The sequence below is a fragment of the Francisella sp. 19X1-34 genome (assembly GCF_041102755.1).
Classification (GTDB): Bacteria; Pseudomonadota; Gammaproteobacteria; order Francisellales; family Francisellaceae; genus Francisella.
On the sequence record NZ_JBGCTX010000123.1, the window covers coordinates 1 to 2,721 of the forward strand.

Consider the following 2,721-nt stretch of genomic DNA (forward strand, 5'->3'; position numbering starts at 1 on the left):
TCTGGGTATCTTTTGTAAGCCATTTCTCTCTCCTTTTTCTGACATCAAAAGTGTCCCAAATTGACGGGATAGATCAAAATCAATAATTATAAATATTTAGACATGAAGTAATTATCGAACTGAGGTTATAATAGACAAACATTATTTTAACTTAATGAAGCCATCTGCTTACTTGATTAACTGTGCAAGAGGCCCAATAGTTAATCAACAAGATTTAATTGACGCCCTAGATAATAAAAAGCTAAAAGGCGCTGCAATTGATGTTTTTGATATTGAACCGCCATTAAAACCAGATAATACACTTTTAAATAGAGAAGATATAATTGCTACACCTCACATTGGATTTAACACACAAGAAGCACTAGCTTCTAAAGCAAAAATCGCTATTAATCATGTTCTAGAATACTTAAATGAAGATAATTAAATGAATTAGACTATACAGTAGCTCTAACTTATTGATTCTCTTTTAGCTGATAAAAAGTCTAATAAGCAGTCATTAAATAACTTAGGATTTTGTAAAAAAGCAAAATGGCTCACATCAGGCAATATTAACAATCCAGCATTAGGAATCTCATCTGCCATATATAAAGTATTCTCTCTCTTTATGGCCTCTTCATCTTGAGCATCTACGATCCATACTGGAACTTTAATTGAGTTTAGCTGCTCTTTCGTAAGGTTTGGTTTTGTTGCCCACATATTAGCAATCTCTTTTAAGAGATTATCATATCCATTTGGTGTTAAAGATAGCTTCTTATATTCTACCTGACTTCTTGCAACATATTTACTAAAGACAGGACTCTTGGCATAATCTTTAATTGCTTTAGGATTTGAATTAGCCGCGAAAGCAAAAAGTCTAGAAACTCTACTTGGATAGTTAATAGCAAGTTCAAGACCTGTATTTGCACCATCACTCCATCCGACTATAGCAGCTTTTTTAAGATTTATAGAATTCATAAAAGCAACAACATCAGAAGCCATTAACTGATAAGTGATCAGGCTACCATCATTAGTACTACGCCCTTGACCACGGCTATCAATTACAATAACTTTATAATGCTTTTCTAATGCTCTTACTTGATTTCCCCAGTAATTTGAATTACCAACGCCTCCATGTAGCATTATTACAGGCTTACCTTTGCCAAACTCCGCGTACCATAAACGTATACCATTTACATTTGCATACCCAGACTTCTCAGCCTTTGGTAATGTTGGTGTTGGAGGTAACTTTAACCACTGGTGTGTACTTGCATAAACAGTAGTTAAACTAAGGATAAAAGCAAGCCATAAATAGATAATTCGCTTCATATATCATGCCCGTGTATAATAACTATAGTAAAATTATTCTATCAAGAAAATCGCTATAAAATTTTACTATTTACCTTTAGGAAAAGACAACAGATCTATTTCTACCTTGAGATTTAGCTTGATATAACGCCTTGTCAGCAGCTTTTATAGTTTGGTTCGTCGATAAATTGTCATTAGCTGCTATACCACAACTTATAGTATAATCGATACTTTGATCATCTATGGTTAATTTCTGTTCTTGTACTTTAAGACGTATCCTCTCAGCAACATTTTTTGCATCGTACTTACTTGTATCAGGCAAGAAAATTATAAACTCTTCTCCACCAAATCTCACAGCTAAATCATCACTCCGAGAGTACTTGCTAATTATACTTGCCAAAGATATAAGCACCTTATCTCCATGTAGATGTGAGAACTTATCATTTATTTTCTTAAAATGATCCACATCTATCATAATGATAGAAAAAGACTGAGTCTTATCAAAGTTTGCATATTTCTTTCTGAACCCTCTTCTATTTAAGAGTCCAGTTAAAGGATCTTTTTGAGCATCCTTAACGCTTTCTATCTCTGACTTTTTAATCTCTGTAATATCTTTTTGTATCGAGCAGAAATGGGTTATTGTATCATCAGGAGCTAAACTTAGTGGGAAAACGGACATATCTACCCAATATACCTCACCTGATTTTTTATAATTCAACATTACTTCTCTAACTGGAGATTTTTCTTCTAAGGACTTTCTGACCTTTGACATTGATTCCTTACTGGTATCATGTCCTTGAAAGATTCTTGGGGTATTACCAACTAGCTCTTCTTTAATATATCCAGTTAACTCCATTAGATGATCGTTAACATATATAATTTCAGGACCGTTAGGTTTATCAATATTATCAGCCTTTGTAATTATTACACCATCGATTGCATGCTCAACAATATCATGAAATGCATGAGTATATCTATGTGTTACATCACTAAAAGTTACTACAACGTTACCATTATCTCTATATGCATTAGTTAACATCCAGATAGGTTCTTCTATATTTTCATTTGTCAAACCTATTATGCGATTGATTATATTATTAGCTTTTAAAGCAACTGTATAAGCAGGATAATGCTCTTTCTTAAGCTTATCACCTGAAGCATTAAGTAATGTCCAATTAATATCATCAAAGCTTTTATTAAGGATCTCTTGCTCTTGCATTTTAAGTACATCTAAAGCACTAGAATTAACAAAGATCACCATTGAATTAGAATCATATACTATAACTCCATCCTGAATCTTTTCCAAAAGGAGCGTAGTATTTAAATCTTTCATCTAATTACTCAAAAAAAGCTATTGTTAAGTAGGTTCTGTGCACAAAAAATATAAATTAGATTGAAAATAGCTAAACCGTTGTTATTTAAAAGTTGAAAGACAGT

At 32.6% G+C, this 2,721-nt stretch carries 3 protein-coding genes; 1 reads left to right on the top strand and 2 read right to left on the bottom strand.

What is annotated here, in order from left to right; all coding sequences use genetic code 11:
* The first annotated feature begins 127 nt into the window (after window positions 1-127).
* Complete coding sequence (locus AB8E56_RS11490; protein ID WP_329481247.1) at window positions 128-424, top strand: NAD(P)-dependent oxidoreductase; 297 nt, start codon at window positions 128-130, stop codon at window positions 422-424.
* A gap of 23 nt (window positions 425-447) precedes the next feature.
* Here the strand turns inward: AB8E56_RS11490 and AB8E56_RS11495 are convergent, their stop codons facing one another.
* Window positions 448-1,305: an alpha/beta hydrolase gene (locus AB8E56_RS11495; protein WP_329481243.1), complete on the bottom strand. Its 858-nt coding sequence runs from the start codon at window positions 1,303-1,305 to the stop codon at window positions 448-450.
* A gap of 76 nt (window positions 1,306-1,381) precedes the next feature.
* On the bottom strand, window positions 1,382-2,617 hold the full coding sequence (locus tag AB8E56_RS11500) for a diguanylate cyclase (protein ID WP_329481245.1): 1,236 nt from the start codon (window positions 2,615-2,617) through the stop codon (window positions 1,382-1,384).
* Between the last annotated feature and the right edge of the window lie 104 nt (window positions 2,618-2,721).